Origin of the sequence: Streptomyces tardus (genome assembly GCF_018101125.2) — a bacterium.
Lineage (GTDB): Bacteria > Actinomycetota > Actinomycetes > Streptomycetales > Streptomycetaceae > Streptomyces > Streptomyces tardus.
Genome location: NZ_JAELVF020000001.1, coordinates 1,578,564 through 1,598,995, shown reverse-complemented (window position 1 = coordinate 1,598,995; position 20,432 = coordinate 1,578,564). Strand labels below are relative to the sequence as shown.

The window sequence follows — 20,432 nt, the reverse complement described above, 5'->3', positions numbered from 1 at the left end:
CATGGCTGACACACCGCCCCGCACCGGGGCACCCGCCACCCACGACACCAACCTGGTCATCATTGGTGGCGGCCCGGCCGGCTGCGCCGCCGCCCGCATGGCTGCCAGCGTAGGCATGCGCTCTGTCCTGATCGAGCCGGACACCCTCTGCCGCAACCTCTACCGCATCCCGGCTGTGAACAACGTCCTCGGCGGCTACACCAGCGGGTCCGAACTCGCCGACTCCATTGCCACGGAGCTCAAGGGCACAGAGCTTTGCCGCCTCGAACTAGGCCGCCACGTCACCGCACTTCACGCAGACGGCGACCGAGTCACGGTCACCCTCGACACCGGCACCCGCCTTACCGCTCCGTACGCGGTCGTTGCCACCGGTGTCGGCCCTCTCCAGCCCTGCGACGCTGGCTGGATCACCGCTCCCGGCGACTTGACCATGCCTCAGCTGTGGCAGGCCGAGGCGGACGATGTCCAGGGCCGCTCCGTCCTCGTCCTCGGCGGCGACCGTCCCATCGGCACCTTCCTACGCGGCCACCCGGCGACCGCCACCCGCCTGCATGTGGCGTACCCGGAAGCCGATGCGTACAAGATCGAGGAGACCAGGGACGATCCTCGCGTCACACTGCTACCCGTCGAGCACCTGACGCTGACTCACGGAGAAGGGACCGCAGTGTTGGCGGAGGCGGTGGGCCGGGACGGGAAACGGCACACGGTGGCCGCAGACATCGCCTACCTCAGCCTCGGGAACGTGCCGACCGCCCCGCCCGGCGATCTGGTGCGCGGCCCGGACGGATACTGCCCGCCCACCGGCCAGCACCGCCGCGTCATCGTGGCCGGAGACCTCCGTTCGGCACGATTCCAACGGATCATGCCCGCCCTCGGCTCCGGCAGCGAGGCCGCGCTGCACGCCTACTACGCGGCCAAGGACTTGCTTGCCAGGGGCTGACACGCGTCAGCCCCTGGCATGGGACGGAGATCCGGTAGCACCGGGCAACTGGCCCTAAGCTCATCTCGGCCAACCCGTCGGGGGAAACGGAGAGCACTGTCCGTCAGAACGTGCCGCCTTGCTGCCGGGGCTTATTTGTCGAGTTCGGCGTCAACTGAGCCAAACCCCCTGGGGTGAGACCCGGCAGGCGAGTCGCTGGCCCGCTTCACTGACCGGGGTCGACCAGGACACGTCAGCAACTTGACATCCGAAGTCGTCGGCGAGCGCTTGAACGAGCCTGGCACCGACGCCCTGGTGACGGTAGATGTCCGCGACCCAGATCAGGATGATGCGTGGGCGCAGGGTGTCGTCGGGGTCGCCGCCCAGCGGACCGTCGCTGAAGTCCCAACTGTGGTGCTCACTGGTGTCGTGGGCCATCAGGTATCCGATGACGTGCCCGTTCGCCTTCAGCAGGTAGGCTCGCACGTTGTCCGAGGTTACTTTTGGCTCCCCCAGGTGGGTCCACGAGCTGAAGTCGTAGTGCTCCTCCTTCTGCGGCATCCGCGCCACCCGATTGGTCAGCCTTCGCCACGCGATGGCTGACTGGGTCGTCACGACGGCTAAGGCGCTATGCCAGTCAAGGTTCTTGGGCGCACGGACGCCGAACGTCCACGCCGTGTGGTGAGTGGTGTGCTCGCTATCGCCGTCCGAGAGGTCGTGAAGGCTCATGCCGCAGGGGCATTTATGGCGGTCCGGTGTCGTCACTTCACGGAACTCGACGTGGGCCGCCCTGTAGCTGAGGCCCTGGTCTTGGCCGCCCACCCAGGGCCGAAACGGCATACCGTCCGGCTCGACATAGCCGGACCAGCGGTCCACCCAGCCGGGATACTGCTCGGGGAGTTGTTCCCGTATCTGCTTCTCGAATGCTGACAGCGTCGGGCGGATCCAGACGCTGCCGGCGGTGGCCCGGCCGTTGAGGCGCACTCCGTGCTGCTTGGCTTTGCGTCGCAGGAACCTCAGGAACACGCTGGGCGGTGGGTCGAAGTCGACACCACGGATGAGCTCCCGTTCGCCGGGGGCCAACCAGTCATCGACGGGCAGGGCCAGCTGGTCAGCGAGCGCCCGGAACATGCCGTAGTCGTGGTCTAGCTCGGCGACACGCAGCGCCTCGACCGTAGTCTCGACATGCCGGAAGGGAACAAACAACGTTACCCCGCCCGGACCGTTGCCCCATGTGAAGGAGTCCGTGGAGCCGTCGTACCAGATACGGTCTATGGCCACGCTGCGCGCCTCATCGACGGCTTCTGTGTAGGCGGAGGGCAGTTCGGGGTCGAGTCCCTGCCGCCGCGCAGCGTCGGCATACCCGTCACGGTCAAGGTGGACCGCGGCATACCAACGGTTGGGTCGGACACCAATCTTCCGGGAGCGCCAGTCGTATGGATCAGGGTCGAGGTGGACAGTTCGCTCGGTCATGCGCTCTGCTCCTGAGGCTGTAGACATCGGCCAGGGGACGTCTACAGGATGCCGGGTGGATCATGTGAGCCGTGCGGTATTGCGGATCTTCCGCCCCTTCCTGCTGACGCGCTTCGGAACAGGCCGGACTTCGAAAGGCTTGGGTGAGTGCGGGCTGGCCGCACTGCTGTAGAAGCCGGCCAGCTTGTGGTTCTCATCGATGAGGAGGAGCGCGAGCTGTGGGGCCGGTGTCCTGATCAGCGCCGCCGCGCTGGAGACCGCTGCTGGAGCGGAACCGTGGCCGAGGGACGGACTGGAGCACTGGAGCGTTGCGCAGTACTGCTGCGGACATTTGCTGCTTGGGCTCGGGGGCTGGGGACGTGGCGTTCGCCGAGGCGGCGGATGCGCCAGGTCAGGGCGCGGGCGGGGCTGCGGGCGTCGTCCAGGGTGCGCTGGCTGATCGCTCGGCCGAGGATGGTGGCTGTGTTGTGTCCGGTGGCTTCTGCCTGGGCGAGCACGGTGGCCAGGGCGTCCCAGGCGGGGTCGTTGAGGATGCGTTCAGCGTGTTCCGGCACGGTCGCCTGGATGTGGCGGGTGTAGCGTCGCTTGGCCTGGACGTTGGGGGTGCGTCGCGCGAGCTGTGTCAGGACGGGCTCGACGACCTGGGCGCACGCGGCATGCAGATGGACGAGGGCCTGTTGGGCTGCAGCTTCCTGTTGCGCGTGCTGGTGGGTGCGGTGCCAGTGCATCGCGAACGCGACCGCAGTGAGGGTCACGTCCAGGAGCATCGCGAGTCCGGTGCCGTCACGATCCTGAGGACGCTCGCGCCAGATGCCTTGAAGGCCGCGACGTAGTGCGCGGGTGCTGTCGAGGTCGGCGGTGATGCGGGAGCGGGTGGCGCGCTCGAAGGCGGTAGCGGCTTGTGAGAGTTCGGCCCTGACCGCACGAGGTGCGGTCTCTGGTAGCAGATCCAAAGTCATACCGAGGGCGACGAGTTGGCCCTGCGCGGACTGGTCGTCGCCATAGGCGAGGTGGTGGGGGATGCGTTCGCCGGCGGCAGTGGCCTGGTGCCAGGGGTTGCCCGGCGGGACGGTGGTCGGGGCGGGGCTGGTGGTGACGAGGCGTTCGCGGATCATGGGCAGGGACAGGTCGGGGGCGAGGGTGGAGCCCGCGTAGTAGACGGGCTCGCCTTGGTCGTTGGTGTCGCCGGGCAGGGCGAAGTTGCAACCGAGGGCGTAGCCGGAGGGGCCGCGCTTGAGGCGTACGTTCACGCCGGTCGCTTCCAGCAGAAAAAGGAACCCGGCTTCGCTGTCCGCGGCGGCAACCGCGCGGCGCACTCGCAGGCGTAGCACGTCGCGGGGGGTGGCGTCTTGGCCCAGACGCTTGGCCTTGAAGTGCTCCTTGCTGGTGGCGCGCCTGGCGGCAGTGCCGTCGCCGGCCTTCAACCTCCTGAGCCCGTAGTCGACTTCGATATTGCGGGCTGTCTTCTGAACGGCGCGCTGGTCATAGTCGCGCTTGGGACGGCGGCCGTCCTGGCGGACCAGGGTGGCGGCGATGTGGATGTGGTCGTCGGCGTGGCGGACGGCCACCCAGCGGCAGGCATCCTCGTCGCCGTCGGGTGCGATGCCGGCGGCGGCCACGATCCGGCGGGCGACCTCGGCCCACTGGTCGTCGGTGAGGATCGGGTCTTCGGGGGCGGCGCGCACGGGGCAGTGCCACACCGTGAACTTCGGGGCCTTGTCGCCCAGTATCTTTACGGGCTGGTCGAGTTGGGCGGCGAGCTGCTTCTCCACCTCTTTCGGATCGCGGTGAGGGCTGCGGCCGGGGTCGGGGGCGAAGCCGTTCCAGGAGGCCACCAGGTGCGGGTCGGTGTGTTCGTTGGCGCGGCCGGGGCCGAAGAGGTAGCCGATGGTGCGGCGTGTGGCGTCCGGCCCCTTACCGAGGATGATCTTGGGGATCACGGGCTCACCGTCCCTCTGTGACCTGGGCGATGGAGGCGTCGAGGTCTGCGATGGACGACTCGACACGGTCCAGGAGACGGCGGACGGTGGAGTGGTGGGGCCACGCTCCGTCCTGGTTGAGGTGACGGGTGAGCTGGTTGAGGTTGCTGCCGATCTTGCCGAGCTGCCCGTTGGCGGCCATCAGGGTCTTGACCATGGCGCGGTAGTCGGCGACGGCCGCGGTGGGGTCCTCGGAGCGGGCTGCGGCTAGCGAGCACTCGGCGACGTAACCGCCGGGCTGCATGTTGCTCAGGGCAGCGGCTTGGCGGACGAGGGCGAATTCGTCGTCGTTGTAGCGGGGATGGACGCGGTGCTCGCGCAGCTGCTTGTCACGCAGTCGGCGACGCGGCGCAGGCTGCTGCGGCACGTTCGATGACGGCTCGTTGCCCGCTCCCTCGGTCGGCGCCCCCGGGGCGACCGACTCCGGTGCCGCCCCGGCACCGGATGCCTCCGCCCCCTGCGGGGCGGGGGTCGGGTAAGGACTCCTTACCCGACAACTTGCTGCGCTGGTGGGCTTGGTGCTTGTCATCTCGCGTTGTTCGGTGGGCAGTTCGTGGTGCGGTTCGTGCATGCGGTACTTCTTCTCCGGAGGCGACGGGCGTGGGGCGCGACGTGCCGTGAGGGTCCTGTCGGCGGTGCGTGCAGGGGCACGCCGTTGATTCGCAGCAGCTGAGGGAGCGTGGATCTCAGACGGCGTTGTCCCTGGTGGTAGCGGTTTTTGCCTGCGCCGGGGAAGGGGCTTCGTCGAGTTCGGCTTGGACGAGTTGTTTGAGCTTGTCCGCTTCCGCTCGGCCGATGCTGAGTCTCTTGTTTCGGAAGGTGGTCTCGATGTGGCGTCGTGAGGCGCGGTCGCCGCGCCCCAGTGGCGCGGTCAGGGCGAGGGCCAACCTGTCTGGCCGAGAGGTCTCGCCAGGCCCGCCGTTGGCCTGTGTGGCTGGAGGTGTGGAGGTGGCGGCCACTTCGGAGGTGTTCGAGGCGCGGGCGGTGGCGTCGTGCGCCACGTCGGCGGTAGTGGCAGCCACCTTGGCGTCGCCGCGAGGACGAGGGAAGGGCCGCCGTGGCATATCACGCTGGCCGTTGTCGGCGGCGTGGTCTGGCGGGGTGGCTATTTGGCGTGTGGTCGGGGTGGGGTGGCGTTGGATGACGAGGTAGAGGTGGACGGCTCCCGCTAGGGCGAGTGGGGCGATGGCGGAGAGGATGCCGACGGTGAGGTCGTCTAGACGCAGGTTGTCGGCGGGAGCGGTTTGTTGGTTGAGGCGTACGGCGTGGAGGGCGTTGGCCCAGATGCTGGTGAGTGTGGCGAGTCCGACGAGTGCCCAGACGTAGAGGCGTGAGTGCGTGGGGGCGGTTCGGAGCATGAGGAGTGCGCCGATGCCGATGGTGATGAAGCCGTCGATGACGAGTGGGAAGGCGTACGTGAGGGGCCCACGTATGTGGATGGCGACGGCCATCTGCCGTAGAGCGTCGTAGGACAGGGCGAAGGCGAACGCGGCGAGCAGGGCGACCCCGGCGCGGATCGCGGATGCGCCCGAGGCCGTGGCAGGGGTGGCGCGGGAGGGCAAGGAGGGGCTCCAGGAAGATATCTCGCGGGTGGCGGCGCAGAGCGTTCACGGAGGGGCGTTCACGCGAGCCCCCTTCTAGAGGGGGCCTCGCGCGTGAGCGCCTGGGTGTGTGAAGGGCGTGGACGCTTACGTGATCGCTTGACCTGCGGCTTTGATATGGGCGTGTGCGCTGCGCGCGTCCCGTGGCGCCGTATGAGCGCAAGCGGCGCGTGTACGGTCGCGTGAATGCTTCGATCGAGTGGGGGCGGCTGGGGGTTCAGCCGACTGCGGTGAGGTAGCGGGCGGAGGCGTAGTAGCGGGTCTGCTGTCCGCCTCCGGCTCCTCCCGCGGCGCCGTCGGCCCTGGTGGCCAGCCCGGTGTCGACGAGGCGGGTCAGGTGGCGCCTGGCCTTTTCCACGTCCGCACGTTCGGGGTCACTGCCGCCGACGAGGACCGTGGCCAACTCGCGTGCGCTCAGCCCGTTGGGGGCGTTGCGCAACAGAATGGCGGGGTCCTTGGTGGGGTCGACGGTGGTGGTGCCGCGCGCGTGGTCGTGCGTGACGTCGAGCGGGCCGACCTCGCCCGTGGGGGTCTTGAGGTGGTGCAGAGTGACAGCGGGGTCACCTGCCCGGCCGGTGACGAAGAGGACGCTGCCTGCGCCTGCGGTAAGCCAGGTGGATCCGTAGACCTGGTCCAGGCTGGGCCGTTGGCCGCGTGGTGCGTCGGCGGTGGCCTTGCGCTGGTGGTGCAGTTCCAGGATCTCCACGCCGTCTCGCAGGGCGCGCATACGGGCGTTGTGGAAGGAGACGGCGAGGCTGTCGTCGACCATCGTGCTGACCGCGTCCTTGAGGCTGTCGATCACGATCGTGTCGGCTTGGTGGGCGGCTGCGAGGTCGGCGAGGAGGTCGGGCTCCTTGTCCAGGGTGGCGGGCAACGGCCCCTGCCAGACGACGAGCTGGTCGCGCAGGACCTTCTCGTCGGTAGCGAAGACACGGCGGTTCATGGCCTTGGCGATCTGCTTGGGACGGTCCATGGCCAGGTACAGCACTCGTCGGCTTGGTGCGACGGGCAGCTCCAGGACGGTCTCCTGAAAGCCGAGGCGGGCGAATATCACTTGATGGGCCAGGGTGGTCTTGCCGACGCCTGGTGCGCCGACGACCATCAGGCTCTCGCCGGGCGCCCAGAGCGTTTTCGCCCTCGTTCCCCATAGGGGCTCGGCGTCCGCGCCGGTCTCCTTGACGAAGGACCACCCGTCGGTGGCGAAGCGGGACAGGCGTCCGTGGCCGGATGCCAGCGCCCGCTCGCGTTCTGTGCGTAGCTCGGCTTCGGCCTCGCTCCGTATCGCCTCTGGATCCGCTCCCGGCTCGTCGGCGCGCTGGAGCGCCCGTACGGCGGAAGCGCGCAGGCGGCGGAGCTCGGCCTTCTTGCGGATGATCTCCGCGTGGTACTGGGCGTTGCCCACGCTGTAGTGCAGGTCGGCGAGTCCGTGCACGTAGGCGCGACCGCCGACACGGTTGAGATCGCCCTGCTCCTGGAGCACCTCACTGAGGACGATCGGGTCCGTGGGCCTGTCCTCTCGGTACTGGGTGAGGAGGACGCGCCAGATGGTCTCGTGCGCCGGCCGGTAGAAGGAATCCTCTGCGAGGACGGGGCGGACGACATCGACGGTGTCACCTCGGTGCATACATGCACCGAGCACAGCGCGCTCTGCTTCGACGGCCTGTTGAGCTTCGCCGAAGGTGTCCACCGGCGAAGGGAAGGCGCCGTCAAGGGTGTGACTGGATGGATTGTCGTCACGTGGGGCCCTAGTCTGGGCCATAGAGCTCCTCACCCGGTCCGGCCATACGGGGCGGCAACCCCGGCCGGTGCCGGTTTGGATCGTTCAGGGATGGGCGGTCATACGCGGGGCTTTGGCTTGGGCCCTCGGTGTTCGTAGCACCGGGGGCCTTTCGCGTGCATGCCTGCGTGCACCTCCGTTCGAAGGCGGACGACGACCGTACCAGGGTTTTTCGGCAGCGCAATGACTTGCATTCGTAAGCGCAATGCTGTTCACTCGTGAATCTGCCTGCACTGAACCCTGAGCTGGGAGGAAACGCGCTCATGAGCGATGAGGAAGGTGCGGCCCGTGTGGGGCCGAACCGTCCAGCCATGGAAGACAACGTCGCCGAGCGCATCAAGATGGAGCGCGAGGTGCGGGGCTGGAGCACCGTCATCCTGGCCGAGAAGATGGCTGCTGCCGGTCACTCGGTGAACCAGGCGGCGATCTGGCGCATCGAAAGTGGCAAGCCGCGCAGACGCGTCAACCTGGACGAGGCCCTCGGCTTCTGCAAGGTCTTCCGGATCACGATGGAGGACCTCACCTCAGCGCCATCCCAGATTGCCAACAGCCACGTCCGCAGGCTCGTTGGAGAGTATGTCGAGAAGTGGGTCGAGTGGCGTGAGCTGGACACGTCGATGACTCGCATCAGAAAGGAACTCGACACCTACGGCGAGCAGAACCCCGACCAAGCAGAAATGATCAAGAGCTTGTTGACGCACGAGCTCGAAGTGGCCTCAGGCGGCGAGTTCAACCGTCACTACATCGGCAACCCGCAGAAGCAGCGGAGCTGGATGGGCGACATCAGCCCCAAGTAGCCCGCTGCGACACCGTCGACGATGCGAATGCCGAGTCTTCCCACGCCCTCGCGAGGGCGACCGACCGCCCATCCTTGAACGACACCGCCGGCCCGGCCGCGGGAGTTGCCGCTTCCGCCTCGCCACCCAAGCCGGGGGAGGAGTACCCCTTGCCGCAGTACACCCTGCCCATTTCCCAGATCGCCGAGCTCCTCGCCGTACCTGAGGAAGACCTGCGCGCCCTCATGGCCAAGCGCAGCCCAAGCCAGGGCGACACGACCCTTGTCGGCCTGACCGTCGCCGAGGCCGCCCGCCGCATGGGCATCGGTCGGACCACGCTCTACAAGTACGTCGCTTCTGGCGAGATCCCCTCCGCGAAGGTCGGACGACTCCGCCGCGTCCCGGTCGAGGCGGTGAACGCCTTCCTCCAACGCCGCCTCAGTTCCGACGGCTTCGGCACTGCGGCCTGAGGGGGCGTAAATGAACACCGCCAAGTCCCGTCAGCCCAACGGCGCTTCGTCAATTTTCCAAAGCAAGGACGGTCGTTGGCACGGATACGTCAGTGTCGGCGTCAAAGACGACGGCACACCGGACCGTCGCCACGTCAGCCGGAAGACCCGACCCGAGGTCACCAAGGCCGTGCGCGAGCTGGAGAAGCAGCGCGACTCCACAGGTGTTCGGAAGGCCGGTCAGACCTGGACGGTCGAAACCTGGCTGACTCACTGGGTGGAGAACATCGCGGCGCCCCATGTCGGTGAGAACACCATCGACGGCTACCGCGTGGCCGTCTACCACCACCTCATCCCCGGCCTGGGCGCTCACCGCATGGAGAAGCTGGAGCCCGAGCACCTGGAGCGCCTGTACCGCAAGATGCAGGCGAACGGCAGCGCCTCCGGTACAGCGCACCAGGCCCACCGCACAGTCAACACGGCACTCAACGAGGCCGTACGCCGTCGCCACCTCACCACCAACCCAGCCTCCATAGCCAAGGCCCCAAAGGTCGAAGAGGAGGAGGTCGAGCCGTACACGTTGGAGGAGATCCAGTGTCTCCTCCTTGAAGCGGCCAAGCACCGCCACCACTCCCGCTGGGTCATCGCACTCGCACTCGGCCTGCGCCAAGGCGAGGCGCTCGGTCTGAAATGGGACGACGTCGACTTCGAGCAGGGCGTGCTCTTCGTACGCCGAGGCCGTCTACGGCCCCGTTACAAGCACGGCTGTGGCAACAAGTGCCGCCGCAAGCCCGGCTACTGCCCCCAAAAAATCAGCACCCGGCGCGAGACGAAGGACACCAAGACCCACGCCGGCAAGCGCACGATCGGCGTCCCCGAGCAGCTCCTGACGCTGTTGCGACGGCACAAGGAGGAGCAGCAGCGTGAGCGGATCCTCGCCCGTGACCTGTGGGCGGAAAAGGGTTACGTATTCACCTCGCCGACAGGCGAGCCGCTCAACCCCAACACCGACTACCACAAGTGGAAGGACCTGCTGAAGGCCGCCGGCGTCCGCGAGGGCCGACTCCACGACGCCCGCCACACCGCCGCCACTGTGCTCCTGATCCTCGGCGTCCCCGAAGCGATCGTCGACCGCATTATGGGCTGGGAGCCCGGCAAGTCCGCCCGTATGCGCCGTCGCTACCAGCACCTCACCGGCCAGGTGCTCCAGCAGACGGCCGCGAAGGTCGGCGAATTGCTGTGGGGGCCAGCATCGGGGCCACGAGGGATGCGGCCTGCAGCTCGGGGCTTCGCACCTCCTCACCACGGAGATGGCTGCCTACAAGGGACGGTGTACGTTGCTCGCCTTGGCGAGCGCCTCGTCCCGTTCCTGCACCGGGAGCTTGCGGATTTCCTCGTGTCGCAGTGGGGCGACGACCACGGTGAAAGCCTTGCGGAACTTGAGGAATGGGGCCGGGAGAAGTGGGAGGACATGGGCCCCGGCGGCACGCAGGCCATCCGCGATAAGATCCCCGACCGCCGGATTGTTCACCACGCTCACGCCGTGTTCCTCCCTGGTGGCGAGCGGCTCAATATCGGCTGCGATGACCAACAGTCAGTAGCCGCATGGGAGTTCGAGACCGACCTTTATACCGATCTCCCAGTCCGCTGGCACACCACCCGTCGACCTGGCCAGGAGGTCGAGGCTCAAGTCCGCGGCACGGACAAGGCGGCAGTGTTCGCTGCTTTTCCCGAGGCATGTGCACAGGCGACGGACAGGGCAAGGCATCCGGGCAATTACGGGGACCTCAACGCTTGTTAGGAGGGCAGGGCGAGTGCCGGGGAAGACGCACGCCCCGGCAGCACCGCCCCGACGAGGGACTCGGACGCTTTCGGGGTGGCCTGACCTGCAAGATCCATCTCGCCAGTGAGGGCGGGCGCCGCCCGCTGGCCCTGTTGGTCACCCCGGGCCAGTGGCACGATGCCCCGCAACTCATTCCGGTCATGGATCGCATCCGCGTCGGCCGGCCGGGCGGCGGACACCCGCGCACCAGATCGCCGGGCGGGGCGGCGATAAGGCGTACTCGTCCCGCCGTAACCGTCGCTACGTGCGGCGACGCCAGATCAAGCACACCATCCCCGAGCCGAAGAATCAGCGGGCTAACCGGCAAGCCCGCGGCAGCAAGGGCGGTCGACCCGCCGGCTACGACAAGGCGATCTTCCTCGATTGCGGTATCCCTGCGGGAGACATCCGAACAGGGAAGCCGTACTTGCCGGGGTACTACCGCGTCCGCAAGCAATGGGATCTGGTCGTCCTATATAAGGAAGTCCTTGTCGCTGCCCTTGAGTTCAGATCGCAGGTCGGTAGCGTGGGGAAGAACTTCAAAAATCGCTTCGAGGAGGCGTTGGGTAGCGCCACTGACCTGGCGGCTGCCCATAAGAAGAACAGCCCCTTCGGAGCCGTACCGCCGTGGCTTGGTTACGTCTTCGTCCTGGAAGAGGCGGAAGAAACTGAGAAGCTGAACAGGCAGTCTCACGCGCTGTTTGAGACGGATCCTGTCTTTAAGGGGATGTCGTACACCCAGCGCTATCAGGAGATGATCAGCCGCTTCGTGGGCGAGAACGTCTATGACATAGGATGGTTCATCACCACCCAGAGGGCTGAGGACGGCAGCATCACCTACAAGGAGCCTCTGCCGACGGCGACCGCGCGAACCTTGCAGGTGGCCATCGAAGGCCGAATCAAGCTGGTCAAGGCCATGCTTGCCGAGTGAGCCGTAGGCCCCTTTCGCCCAGAGTACATCTGGGCGAAAGGGCCACGTGTTTCGGCATACTCCGGCGAGCTGTGGAGCTTCAGCCGGGTATCCCGAGGTCCTTCAGGTACGTGAGGCGTGCGTTGATTGCCGCCGAGAAATGCCTCCAGTCCAGACTCTCCACCAGCTCGATGGGCTTGGGGGTCTCAGCCGAAGACGTGACGTAGCACGCGGCGTCGTAGAGCTGTTCGGCCATCAGGCGCTCGCAGAAGATTCCGAACCGGTCCTGGTACGAAGTGCCGTGCCAGATCTTTTCGGTGGGAAGGGCGCCCTTCGCGGTCTTGACCGGCCTTCTGGACCCTTCCCCGTCCTGCATGATGAAGAAGTAGCCGAGCCAGGGCTTCTCCTTCGGGTACAGCTCGGCGAGGGCTGCACGGCGAAGATCCACCGCGCTGCCGAGTGCTTCCTCGACCCGGTTGTTGTAGTTGTTGCCGAATGACGGCCCGCCGAGTGCCTTCATCTCGAAGGCTGCGACGAGTACGCCCTCGTGCACAACTACGAGGTCCCACTGCTTCTGAGGCCGGTAGTAGCCAGGCAGCTCCAGCCCTTGGGACTTGCTGACGCGGATACTCTCAGCCGGGTAGCCGGCTTCCAGGAAGAATTTCGCCAAGAGAGCAGCGATCACGTCGAAGTGCTTGCCGCCACGGACTGACCCAGCAGTTCCAGCCCCAACCGTGGCCTTGATCGCAAACTGCTCGCTCTGCAGCTGCTTGGCGCCCCAGTACGCTGCTATGGCGTCCTCGAAGTCTTGGCGGGTGACCGTCAAGATCCGTTCCTCCTAGTCAGGCAGCTCGGCCAGTCCGTATACGCGCAGGGCGGCCTCCGTGGCGGCGTTCACGTCGCGCTTGTCGAAGGCATCCCCGAGTGCGGCTCGGTCACCCTCGCTGATCGATGACGGGTCGGGCACACGGATCTTGCGGAGGTATTGAGCCTGGAACCGGAGGGTCCCCCCTCGCATCTTGACCGCGTATGCCTCCACGAACGCTTCCGCGACCTTGGACAGCAGCAGACCACCGAGCACACGCATGTCCCAGACGTCCGAGACGATGAAGTACAGGTTGTGGTGAGGATACAGCCCGCCTCGATCGAGGACCGGATGGATCGTCAGCTTCATGTCCGGAAACAGCAGCTTGGGACGTCGCGTCAGAGAGTGGTCGACCTTGTCGATCGTCTTGTACCAGCGCTGGGGTTGCTTGACCGCGACGTACCGTTTGCGGAGAGCGGCTCCGTGCTCCTCGAAGTACGCCGCGAGCTTCGGGTAGGCAGTGAGGTCGGCCAGATCACCTTTGGCTGTCCACGGATTGACCAGGAAGGTGCCGCTCCAGTTCAGGGTGCCGCTGGTGGTGTCACGGACCATGGCCATAGGCAGTAGCCGGTCGGTCTCAACCAGGGCGTCGTCGTTAGTGAGGAAGACCTTGTCGGCGCCGGTGGCGATACCGATGCCGACGCGAGTCCCGGTCTCCTTGTCCTCCAGGAGACGGAAGCGCTCGGTGAGGTCTTCGAGGACAGCCAGTCTGGCGGGAGAGGCAGCTGGCCACGAGTCCTCGTCGGGAAACCAGTGCGGCATGCGGGCGGCTTGGAAAGAGGGGGTGGTGATCGACGCCCCCTCGTTGCCTGCGCACCAGGCGGCGAAGTCGTCAGCTTGGGCACTGCCGAAGGCCCGAGTGGTGTCCGCTGCTACTGCTTCGCCCTGAGGCTTGTTCGAGATAATCGTGATCGCCGGATAGGCGGAAACTTGATCCTCGAAGGCGTCCACGTCGTGCATGACCAGGGCCAAGTCCATGCTGAAGCGGCTGGTCACCAGCTGGCGGAGGCGACGGCCGTACTGGTTTCGCATCCAACGGTCGGCACAGATGAAGCCGAGCCGCCCCCGAGGGGTGAGGCTTCGCAGCGCGACTTCGTAGAAGCCGATGTAGATGTCTGCCCTGCCCCCCATCGTGGAGCAGGCACTGCGGTAGGCCGCCATCCGGTCGTCGGGGACGTCTTCCAGGCGGATGTACGGAGGGTTGCCGACCACGTAGTCGGCTCGGTGGTCTGCATCGGGCTGGAGTAGGTAGTCACCCTGGTCGACCCAGGCGGCTGCCACCTGCCGGGTTTCTTCCGCCGGCCACCCTTCATCTACCAGCTGCTTCTCGACGATCGTGCGACTGTTTTGCACGTTGCGGTCCAGCAGATCCAGAGCGCGTACGGCCGCAGCTGCGTCCCCGAGCGGTCGATTGTGCGCACGGCAGGAGGTGCTGATCCGTGATGCGACAGCGACCAGGAAGGCGCCTGAGCCGCAGGCGGGCTCGACGAGTTTCACGTCACAGAGATCCTTGTCGGCCGTGTACCCGAGGAGGTCGAGGATCAGGTCGACCATCCAGCGTCGTGTAAAGACTTCACCGTGTTCAACAGCCTCCGTGGGAAGTGTGGGGAGGTTGTGTCGATCGATGTCTGGGATCAGGGGAGTGGCCACAGCACGGACCCTACTAGGGACGAATCCGGCCAGGTGCTGTTCATGCATGGGTGGCGCCCAGCCTGGCTGACTAGGCTCGCGAGGCTCGGTCAGTTGCGATCAAGCGCGTGTGAGAAGCACGTTTCACAGACCAGCAAACCTCCGTCATTCGGCACAATCGGGTTACTGCATGAGCTGCAGTAGTCGAGTGCCTCGAACATCTCACCGCACGTGAAGCAGAAGTGGACTGGCTGCTCACGGTGGGCTGCGGTGTACACGTCACGGACGAGGGTGTCCAACTCGCAGTTGGGGCAGCACTCGGTGGGTCGCCACTGAAGCCGGTTACAGCCTCGTAACGGGTGAGACCAAGGAAGTCGGCTGCGTACACTTCCGCTGCCCGCTCGGAGTCCCAGGAAGCCCCGCAGAAGCGGCACGCTGGCCTGCGACCATCCGCGACTACGGCCCATCGGCCGCAGGTCACACATCGTAAGGTCCACTGCGCAACGCCGTCGAGTGCCGGCTGGATGCGGTCCATGCGCGCCTTGACGAGTGCCTGTATCTGGCTGAGCCCTCGGCGCGCGATCTCCATTTGCTCGTCCAGATGTGCGAGGTCGGTGCCGGACAGTTTTGGACGCAGCTGGTCATGGACGAAATCGAGAAGGAAGTCCAGCACCAGCGCCGTACGGGATTCGATGGTGGAGGCTGGCTCGGTGAGCGCGAACTGCTGTAGGCGGTTGCGTTGCTTAGCGAGGTGGGTGATGTTGCCCTTCGCTTCAGAAGGCACCGGCACTGCTGCGCGCTTACGTAGCCGCTTGATCGTGTCGTCCAGGGTGCAGCTCAGGAAGTCCCCGCGGTTGAAGGCGTCTTGGTCTGCCTCCGTGGGCGTTCTGAAGAGCAGCTTCCAGTCGTGAGTGATGAGCCTGGCCTTGAGCAGGACCTCGGTGGCCGCCTGGAGGTGTAGGACGCGTACTTGAGGCCGCGGGGCTTTGATGAGCCGTCAAGGTGCTCTACGACACTGATCAAGTAGTCCATCCCGTTCTCTACGGGAGGGAAGCACACGTTCTGGTCGGTAGACACCCTGTACCCCTCGTATTGGTCTCCGTGGGGTGATGCTCTCTGGTTCGCCGGGCTCTGCCCAGCCTCCGTCGCCCTGGCTGGCGCCAACTGCAACCAAAACTGCAACCACCAACGACGAAGCCCCCGGCCGGCGAACCGGTCGGGGGCTTCGTGACAGCCCGGTGAGGCTGGGCGGAGGATACGAGATTCGAACTCGTGAGGGGGTGAACCCAACACGCTTTCCAAGCGTGCGCCCTAGGCCACTAGGCGAATCCTCCGCTGCAAACAGTACAGGACCCGAAGGAGTGGTCGCGAACTCGATACCGCCTCCCACCATCAGGTACTGTTGGCGCCAGCCCCTCACGTGGCGCTATCTGACTGAACTCCCCCAGGGCCGGAAGGCAGCAAGGGTAGGTCGGCTCTGGCGGGTGCGTGGGGGGCGTTGTCGTTGCCGGGGAGTTGACCTGCGGAGAGAGCCGGCGGGTCCGGGTTGTCGGTGGGCTCCGCTACGGTCGTACCCGTGTCGTCCCTCGCTCTGTACCGTCGCTACCGGCCCGAGACCTACGCCGAGGTCATCGGGCAGGAGCATGTGACCGATCCCCTCCAGCAGGCCCTGCGGAACAACAGGGTCAACCACGCGTATCTGTTCAGCGGGCCGCGCGGCTGCGGCAAGACGACCAGTGCGCGGATCCTGGCGCGCTGTCTGAACTGCGTGCAGGGGCCCACTCCTTCGCCGTGCGGGGAGTGCCAGTCCTGCATGGACCTGGCGCGCGGCGGCGGCGGTTCGATCGACGTGATCGAGATCGACGCCGCGTCGCACGGCGGTGTGGACGACGCGCGCGATCTGCGCGAGAAGGCGTTCTTCGGGCCCGCCTCCAGCCGGTACAAGATCTACATCATCGACGAGGCGCACATGGTCACCCCGGCGGGCTTCAACGCCCTGCTGAAGGTGGTCGAAGAGCCCCCGGAGCACCTGAAGTTCATCTTCGCGACGACCGAGCCCGAGAAGGTTATCGGGACGATCCGTTCGCGTACGCACCACTACCCGTTCCGGCTGGTGCCGCCCGGCACGCTGCGCGACTACCTCACCCAGGTGTGCGGGCAGGAGCAGATTCCGGTCGAGGAGACCGTGCTGCCACTGGTCGTTCGGGCCGGCGCGGGCTCCGTGCGCGACTCGATGTCGGTGATGGACCAGCTCCTCGCGGGGGCGGGCGAGCAGGGTGTGACGTACGACATGGCGACCGCGCTGCTCGGTTACACGGACTCGGCGCTGCTCGACTCGGTGGTGGAGGCGTTCGCCACGGCGGACGGCGCGGCTGCCTTCGAGGTGGTGGACCGGGTGATCGAGGGCGGCCACGATCCGCGCCGTTTCGTGACCGATCTGCTGGAGCGGCTGCGGGATCTGGTGATCCTCTCCGCGGTGCCCGACGCCGCGGAGAAGGGACTGCTCGACGTACCGGCCGATGTGCGGGAGCGGATGGAGGCGCAGGCGTCGGCGTTCGGGCCCGCGGAGCTGAGCCGGGCCGCCGATCTGGTCAACACCGGGCTGACGGAGATGCGTGGGGCGACCTCGCCCCGGCTCCAGTTGGAGTTGATCTGCGCTCGGGTGCTGCTTCCGGCCGCGTACGGCGACGAGCGGGCGATGCAGGCGCGGCTCGACCGGCTGGAGCGCGGTGTCGCGCACGGCGGTGGGGCGGTGCAGGGCGGTTCCGTTCCGGGCGGGCCGGTGCAGGGTGGATCGGTGCAGGGCGGGCAGGTTCCCGGCGGGGCAGCCGTCGCGGGGCCGCCGGCCGGCGGCCCCGGTGCCGGAGCTCCGGTGCAGGGCGGTCCCGGCGGGCCGGAGGCGGCCTCGCCTCCGCAGTCGTCGCCTCCGCAGGCCCCTGGACCCGTCAGCGGGGGCGGGGAGCCCCGCAGGCCGGGCGCGTGGCCGTCGGGTTCGGGCGCCGCGCAGCCGGACGCCCCGTCGTCCCCCGAGGCGGATTCCGCCGGTGTGCCGGCGGGTGCCGGCGCGGGTGCGGGCCCCTCCGGCGGCGGTGCGACGGCGGATCTGGCGCAGGTGCAGCAGCTGTGGCCGCAGCTGCTGGACGAGGTGAAGAGCAGACGCCGGTTCACCTGGATTCTGCTGAGCCAGAACGCCCGCGTCAGCGCTTTCGACGGCAAGACGGTTCAGCTCAGCTTCACCAACCCCGGTGCGCGCGACAGCTTCGGCAGCGGTGGCAGCGAGGAGGTCCTGGTCGCCGCCCTGCGTGAGCGCTTCCAGGTGGAGTGGAAGATCGAGACGGTGGTGGACGCGGACGGCTCGTCGGGCGGCCCCGGCGGTTCGGGTGGGTTCGGCGGTGGCCCGGGTGGCCCCGCCGGGCCTGGTGGCGGCTTCGGCGGTGTCGGAGCTCCCGGTGCCGGCTTCGGCGGCGGCCCGGCGTTCGGCTCCGGAGGGCCGCAGGGCGCTCCCGGCGGCTACCCGGAGCCTCCCGACCCCGGGCCCGCGGGCCCGCACGGCTCCACCGCGTCGGCGCCGGCACCGTCCGGCCGGTCCGGCGCCGAGGCGTACGGAGCTTCCGGGCCGCGGGCGGGCGCAGCCGAGTCGTCCGGCGGGCAGGGCGGCGGGCAGGGGGGTGGTGCGCGGGAGTCGCGTCCGGCCGCGCCCGAGCAGCCGCCCGCGTCCGGTGGCTACGGCGGCGGCGCCTCCGTCCCGCACGTCAGCGCCGAGGACGACATCCCGCAGGAGGACGACGCGGATCTCGACGAGACGGCGCTCTCCGGCCACGAGTTGATCGTCAGGGAGCTGGGCGCGACCGTGATCGAGGAGATCAGTCACCAGTGACCTCCCGGCCGTCGCGCGGAGCACGTAGGCTCGTCGTGACGGCAGCGCTGTCGTATCGGTCCTGTGATCGGGGCAGTGGCGGGGCGCGGCTGTGCGGATCCGCCCCGGCGGCGTCCGAGAGCTGTAGCTGTGCGGCGGACGCCGTGCAGCGAGCAGGTCCAGTCAAGAGCAGTCGACTTCTACAAGGAGCGAAGCCGTGTTTCCCGGTGGTGGGCAGCCCGATATGCAGCAGTTGCTGCAGCAGGCGCAGAAGATGCAGCAGGATCTCGCCGAGGCGCAGCAGGTGCTGGCCGAGACCCCGGTCGAGGGTTCGGCGGGCGGTGGCCTGGTGAAGGCCACGGTCACGGGCTCGGGTGAGCTCAAGGCTCTGGTGATCGACCCCAAGGCCGTCGACCCGGAGGACACCGAGACGCTCGCCGATCTCGTGCTGGCCGCCGTGCGCGACGCCAACAGCGCGGCCACGCAGCTCCAGCAGGAGAAGCTGGGCCCGCTGGCGCAGGGTCTCAGCGGCGGTATGCCGAACCTGCCGATGTGAGTCGCGGGGCGGCAACGCCCCGCGGTGACAGGGCGGTCGGCCTCCCCGGAGGCCGCACCGCCCGCGGCGGTGCCGTCAACGGGCGGTGCGGGAGAGGGAGTTTCCCGTGCGGCGCGGCGGCGCAGCGCTGTGCCGGCGGTGCGGGGGTGCGGAGGTGCGGTGCGGCCGTACGGCACCGGCGGAGCCCCCGTGGCGGTGCAGATGTGTGGCGCCGCAGACGTGGCGCCGCAGACAGGTGCGGGGCAGGCAGGAAAGGAAGACAGCGACCGTGTACGAAGGCGTGGTTCAGGACCTCATCGACGAGTTGGGCAGGCTGCCCGGCGTCGGTCCCAAGAGCGCGCAGCGGATCGCCTTCCATGTGCTCCAGGCCGACCCCGCGGACGTGCGCAGGCTGGCGCAGGCGCTCAACGAGGTGAAGGCGAAGGTCCGTTTCTGCGCGGTCTGCGGCAATGTGGCGCAGGAGGAGCAGTGCAGGGTCTGTCTCGATCCGCGTCGTGACGCTACCGTGATCTGTGTCGTGGAAGAGCCCAAGGACGTGGTGGCGATCGAGCGGACCCGGGAGTTCCGGGGCCGTTACCACGTGCTCGGCGGCGCCATCAGCCCGATCGAGGGCGTCGGCCCTGACGATCTGCGGATCAGGGAGCTGCTGGCGAGGCTTGCCGACGGCGCGGTCACGGAGCTGATCCTGGCCACCGACCCCAACCTGGAAGGGGAGGCAACCGCCACGTATCTGGCCCGCATGGTCTCTTCCATGGGCCTGAGAGTCACACGGCTGGCGAGTGGTCTGCCTGTCGGGGGAGACTTGGAGTACGCCGATGAAGTCACGCTTGGCCGTGCCTTCGAGGGGAGAAGGTTGCTTGATGTCTGACGCCGATACCGCCACCGCCACTGTCGAGGGGCAGGTGCGCAGCGCCGAGCGCGCCGCGTACACCGACAGCCCGGACGACTTCGCCGTGCAGATCTGCGACCAGGTGGAGAGCTTCATACTCGCTGTCACCGAGGTCGCCAAGGGCGACGATCCCGACAGCGCAGTGCCGTATCTGTTGCTCGAGGTCTCCCAACTGATGCTGGCCGGCGGCCGGTTGGGCGCGCACGAGGACATCCTTCCGGAGGAGCGGTACGAACCGGACATCGGCCCCGAGGCCGATGTGGACGAGTTGCGGGAGCGGTTGGCCAAGCTGCTCGAGCCGGTCGATGTCTACTCCGAGGTCTTCGACCCCTACGTTCCCCGCAGTACGCCGGTGGCGTGCCGGATCTCCGACGATCTGGCCGATGTGCTGACCGACCTCAGGCACGGCATGGCGCACTACCGAGCCGGCCGCGTCTCCGAGGCGCTGTGGTGGTGGCAGTTCTCCTACCTCTCCAACTGGGGCCCGACCGCCTCCGCGGCGCTCAGGGCACTCCAGTCGCTGGTCGCGCACGTACGGCTGAACACCCCGCTCGCGGATCTGGACGGTCTCGACACCGACGACGATGCCGATGGCGACGACGTCGAGCTGGAGAGGGCCGCGGGAGCGGTGATGGCCGCCGAGATCGGCGCTCCGCTCGGTATCAAGCCGCGCCGCCGCCAGGGCAGTTAGAGGCACAGCCGCCGCGCGCCGATGTGCGCCGGCCGGTCTCCGCCGCTGTACGACAGCCGCTCCTCGGGTACGAGGAGCGGCTGTCGCCGTCCGGGCCACGAGGGCCGGTACGAGCCGTGCGAGCCCGGTGGGTCTGCGCGGGCGGGTCGGGCACGGGCAATCCCGAGGAACGGCGCGGGTACGGCCGGCACGCACACGGCGCGACCGAGTGCGAGGCGGGTGCGGTGCGGCGGTACGCAC

At 67.7% G+C, this 20,432-nt stretch carries 16 protein-coding genes, 1 tRNA gene, 1 other RNA gene and 1 pseudogene; 11 read left to right on the top strand and 8 right to left on the bottom strand.

All coding sequences use genetic code 11. The features are described from left to right. Position 1 precedes the first annotated feature (1 nt). Positions 2-940: an FAD-dependent oxidoreductase gene (locus JGS22_RS06895; RefSeq protein ID WP_211040234.1), complete on the top strand. Its 939-nt coding sequence runs from the start codon at positions 2-4 to the stop codon at positions 938-940. 150 nt (positions 941-1,090) lie between these two features. Here JGS22_RS06895 and JGS22_RS06890 read toward each other — a convergent pair whose 3' ends face one another. From JGS22_RS06890 to JGS22_RS06870, 5 genes are all read right to left on the bottom strand, one after another. Next, the gene (locus tag JGS22_RS06890; RefSeq protein WP_211040233.1) at positions 1,091-2,392 is read right to left on the bottom strand and encodes a GNAT family N-acetyltransferase; all 1,302 of its coding nucleotides are present in this window, start codon (positions 2,390-2,392) and stop codon (positions 1,091-1,093) included. A gap of 236 nt (positions 2,393-2,628) precedes the next feature. Beyond that, the gene (locus JGS22_RS06885) at positions 2,629-4,332 is read right to left on the bottom strand and encodes a mobilization protein (RefSeq protein ID WP_211040232.1); all 1,704 of its coding nucleotides are present in this window, start codon (positions 4,330-4,332) and stop codon (positions 2,629-2,631) included. Between the two features lie 4 nt (positions 4,333-4,336). Then, positions 4,337-4,738: a plasmid mobilization protein gene (locus tag JGS22_RS06880; RefSeq protein WP_308405551.1), complete on the bottom strand. Its 402-nt coding sequence runs from the start codon at positions 4,736-4,738 to the stop codon at positions 4,337-4,339. Between the two features lie 319 nt (positions 4,739-5,057). Then, complete coding sequence (locus tag JGS22_RS06875; protein ID WP_236073058.1) at positions 5,058-5,933, bottom strand: DUF2637 domain-containing protein; 876 nt, start codon at positions 5,931-5,933, stop codon at positions 5,058-5,060. Positions 5,934-6,189: 256 nt separating this feature from the next. Then, a complete protein-coding gene (locus tag JGS22_RS06870) occupies positions 6,190-7,731 on the bottom strand; it encodes a DnaB-like helicase N-terminal domain-containing protein (RefSeq protein WP_211040231.1) in 1,542 nt (513 codons plus the stop codon). A 281-nt stretch (positions 7,732-8,012) separates the two neighbouring features. On the opposite strand from JGS22_RS06870, the gene JGS22_RS06865 reads away from it, so the two are divergent. From JGS22_RS06865 to JGS22_RS06850, 5 genes and pseudogenes are all read left to right on the top strand, one after another. Further along, positions 8,013-8,546 (top strand): helix-turn-helix transcriptional regulator, encoded by a 534-nt coding sequence (locus tag JGS22_RS06865; RefSeq protein WP_211040230.1) that lies wholly within the window; start codon positions 8,013-8,015, stop codon positions 8,544-8,546. Between the two features lie 149 nt (positions 8,547-8,695). Further along, on the top strand, positions 8,696-8,995 hold the full coding sequence (locus JGS22_RS06860) for a helix-turn-helix domain-containing protein (protein WP_211040229.1): 300 nt from the start codon (positions 8,696-8,698) through the stop codon (positions 8,993-8,995). A 10-nt stretch (positions 8,996-9,005) separates the two neighbouring features. After that, positions 9,006-10,775 carry a tyrosine-type recombinase/integrase gene (locus JGS22_RS06855; protein ID WP_211040228.1) on the top strand — a complete coding sequence of 590 codons (1,770 nt, stop codon included), beginning with the start codon at positions 9,006-9,008 and terminating at the stop codon, positions 10,773-10,775. Positions 10,776-10,798: 23 nt separating this feature from the next. Then, positions 10,799-11,166, top strand: a pseudogene (locus JGS22_RS26110) (transposase); the annotation flags it as partial. Between the two features lie 3 nt (positions 11,167-11,169). Next, positions 11,170-11,727 (top strand): PaeR7I family type II restriction endonuclease, encoded by a 558-nt coding sequence (locus JGS22_RS06850; RefSeq protein ID WP_372454300.1) that lies wholly within the window; start codon positions 11,170-11,172, stop codon positions 11,725-11,727. Positions 11,728-11,806: 79 nt separating this feature from the next. Here the strand turns inward: JGS22_RS06850 and JGS22_RS06845 are convergent, their stop codons facing one another. From JGS22_RS06845 to JGS22_RS06835, 3 genes are all read right to left on the bottom strand, one after another. After that, positions 11,807-12,532 (bottom strand): PaeR7I family type II restriction endonuclease, encoded by a 726-nt coding sequence (locus tag JGS22_RS06845; protein ID WP_211040226.1) that lies wholly within the window; start codon positions 12,530-12,532, stop codon positions 11,807-11,809. A gap of 12 nt (positions 12,533-12,544) precedes the next feature. Continuing rightward, a complete protein-coding gene (locus JGS22_RS06840) occupies positions 12,545-14,125 on the bottom strand; it encodes an Eco57I restriction-modification methylase domain-containing protein (RefSeq protein WP_236073056.1) in 1,581 nt (526 codons plus the stop codon). A gap of 1,324 nt (positions 14,126-15,449) precedes the next feature. Further along, a tRNA-Ser gene (locus tag JGS22_RS06835) sits at positions 15,450-15,534 on the bottom strand. Between the two features lie 73 nt (positions 15,535-15,607). Here JGS22_RS06835 and ffs point away from each other — a divergent pair. The 5 genes from ffs (at position 15,608) to JGS22_RS06810 (ending at position 20,192) form a co-directional block, all read left to right on the top strand. Continuing rightward, positions 15,608-15,706: signal recognition particle sRNA small type (gene ffs, locus JGS22_RS06830), an RNA gene on the top strand. Positions 15,707-15,776: 70 nt separating this feature from the next. After that, a complete protein-coding gene (locus JGS22_RS06825) occupies positions 15,777-18,077 on the top strand; it encodes a DNA polymerase III subunit gamma and tau (RefSeq protein WP_211040224.1) in 2,301 nt (766 codons plus the stop codon). Between the two features lie 196 nt (positions 18,078-18,273). Next, a complete protein-coding gene (locus JGS22_RS06820) occupies positions 18,274-18,612 on the top strand; it encodes a YbaB/EbfC family nucleoid-associated protein (RefSeq protein ID WP_211040223.1) in 339 nt (112 codons plus the stop codon). 268 nt (positions 18,613-18,880) lie between these two features. Continuing rightward, positions 18,881-19,480, top strand: coding sequence for a recombination mediator RecR (gene recR, locus JGS22_RS06815; protein WP_211040222.1), 600 nt, complete (start codon positions 18,881-18,883; stop codon positions 19,478-19,480). Continuing rightward, positions 19,473-20,192, top strand: coding sequence for a DUF5063 domain-containing protein (locus JGS22_RS06810; RefSeq protein WP_211040221.1), 720 nt, complete (start codon positions 19,473-19,475; stop codon positions 20,190-20,192). The genes recR and JGS22_RS06810 overlap by 8 nt, the downstream gene beginning before the upstream one ends. Positions 20,193-20,432 lie beyond the last annotated feature (240 nt).

Excerpts from the sequence above, each read along its gene's own strand:
- JGS22_RS06895 (WP_211040234.1), top strand. The coding sequence starts at position 2 with ATGGCTGACACACCGCCCCGCACCGGGGCACCCGCCACCCACGACACC.
- JGS22_RS06890 (WP_211040233.1), bottom strand. The coding sequence starts at position 2,392 with ATGACCGAGCGAACTGTCCACCTCGACCCTGATCCATACGACTGGCGC.
- JGS22_RS06870 (WP_211040231.1), bottom strand. The coding sequence starts at position 7,731 with ATGGCCCAGACTAGGGCCCCACGTGACGACAATCCATCCAGTCACACC.
- JGS22_RS06865 (WP_211040230.1), top strand. The coding sequence starts at position 8,013 with ATGAGCGATGAGGAAGGTGCGGCCCGTGTGGGGCCGAACCGTCCAGCC.
- JGS22_RS06855 (WP_211040228.1), top strand. The coding sequence starts at position 9,006 with ATGAACACCGCCAAGTCCCGTCAGCCCAACGGCGCTTCGTCAATTTTC.
- JGS22_RS06840 (WP_236073056.1), bottom strand. The coding sequence starts at position 14,125 with ATGGTCGACCTGATCCTCGACCTCCTCGGGTACACGGCCGACAAGGAT.
- JGS22_RS06810 (WP_211040221.1), top strand. The coding sequence starts at position 19,473 with ATGTCTGACGCCGATACCGCCACCGCCACTGTCGAGGGGCAGGTGCGC.